The sequence below is a fragment of the Microcoleus sp. Pol12B4 genome (genome assembly GCF_036701385.1).
GTDB lineage: Bacteria > Cyanobacteriota > Cyanobacteriia > Cyanobacteriales > Microcoleaceae > Microcoleus.
Genome location: NZ_JAUBQR010000430.1, coordinates 1 through 1,600, shown reverse-complemented (window position 1 = coordinate 1,600; position 1,600 = coordinate 1). Strand labels below are relative to the sequence as shown.

The following is a 1,600-nucleotide window of genomic DNA, read 5'->3' as shown; positions in this document are numbered from 1 at the left end:
ATAAACATCTGGTAACAGTTTTCCGACTTGTTTTACCCAATTTATTACCGTGGTATGATGAACTCCCTTAACTCGTTAAGAGAGCCCGTAAACCCATACCATTGACGTACATTTTTAGGCAATCACGTTTGATGCTCTCGCTATAACCTCGATGCGGTTCATACTGATTAATGAATTGACGACCACATTGGACACAAATGTGATTCTGTTTTCATTTCTTCTTGCCGTTTTTACGGATATGGGTTGATTTACATTCTGGGCATTGCATAAATTATTCCTCCTATTCATACTCTAACTCAGCAACGCCAAAAGTCATTAGGAAGGTAGCACGAAATCATCCTGCTGGTAAGGAGGTGAGTGTGCCAGTGGCGCTGTAGGGTGATGTCGAGGATTAGCAAAATTTGTACCAGTTCCAGAAGTCTTGCTCGTCAACTCGATCGAATGCGATCGCCCACAGCCATCTCCAATGCTTGATAGGCGATCGCACCCTGAGAACACAGAGAGAGTTGACCGTTGACGGTGCATGACGGTTGAGCGTTGACCGTTGACGGTGCAGACTAATCTTATTATTGGTTATTGGTTATTAGCAGCCCCAAGCGAGTAACAAATAACCAATAACTGATAACCGTCAACCGTCAACTGACAAAAGTTTTTGAAACACCTGATACATATCCTCAGCCAACTTTTTAGGATTCCACAAAGGTGCGAGATGTTCTGGCTGCTTAGATTTTACTAAATGCTCTTTCACCGCATTTCTGAAACCAGCATCGCGGCCAAACTTAACTCCCCACTGCGTGTATTCTTCCCAAGTCCACGCCGCACCAACATCAAGATTTGCACTTTTGAGGAAAGCGTAACCCATGCGCGAAAGATATTGGTCGCCGGATCTAGTTACCACTGGCAAATTAGCCCACAAAGCCTCTAAATTATGAGTCCCGCCGTTGTAAGGATAGGAATCTAAAAGCACGTCGGCTACATAATAAATAGCCCGGTGTTCTTCTTCACTTCTGGTTTGCCCTATAAACTTAATCCGACCAAAATCTACTCCTTGAATTTCGCATTCTTGGCGGTAAGTGCTGTGAATAACGTCGGGGTCGCCTTGACCTTTGCGGATTAACACACTATCTGGTACTTCCTTAAGGATTTTAACTTGAGCTCGTACCATTTCTGGATTCGTTTTTCTGCCCGGAGAAACGCACAGATAAGTCATTTGATCCAAGCCAATTCCGAGAGCATTTCTAATCGCCTCTCGATTGACAGGAATGCTTTGTAGTGCGCCAATTGCTACCGAACAAGCAGGCAATCTTACTAACTGTTCTAAGTAATTTTTTTCAACACCAGGGGGGTGAGTGTGTTCGTCGCACAGAAAGTAGTGATTATCGGAAATATAGGGTGCGTCGAATCCCAGCCAAGAAACGCAAATACCCGCAGGATATTGATACAGCACTTCCACATTTGTGGGCACTGTCATCGAGTCTAAGTCTATCAAAACATCTAAGTTGTCTTGCGCTACTTCCGCGAAGATTTCACCGCCATCAGCAAAGCCGTTTGGATATTTTTTAGGCCAGTAAAACTTGCCCGCCATGTCTTCAAACCGCTG

2 protein-coding genes and 1 pseudogene are annotated in these 1,600 nt (G+C 44.4%); all 3 read right to left on the bottom strand.

Annotated elements, in window-relative coordinates:
* Nucleotides 1-268: pseudogene (locus QUA38_RS28800) on the bottom strand (IS1/IS1595 family N-terminal zinc-binding domain-containing protein); the annotation flags it as partial.
* 47 nt (nucleotides 269-315) lie between these two features.
* Entirely contained in the window at nucleotides 316-525 is a 210-nt protein-coding gene (locus tag QUA38_RS28795) for a hypothetical protein (protein WP_333167916.1), read from the bottom strand.
* Nucleotides 526-628: 103 nt separating this feature from the next.
* Nucleotides 629-1,600, bottom strand: a 972-nt coding sequence (locus tag QUA38_RS28790; RefSeq protein ID WP_445305136.1) for an O-linked N-acetylglucosamine transferase, SPINDLY family protein, incomplete at its 5' end; no start/stop codon positions are given.

What these genes read in the sequence shown, in the direction of transcription:
- QUA38_RS28795 (WP_333167916.1), bottom strand. Translation starts at nt 525, where the DNA reads ATGCACCGTCAACGGTCAACTCTCTCTGTGTTCTCAGGGTGCGATCGC.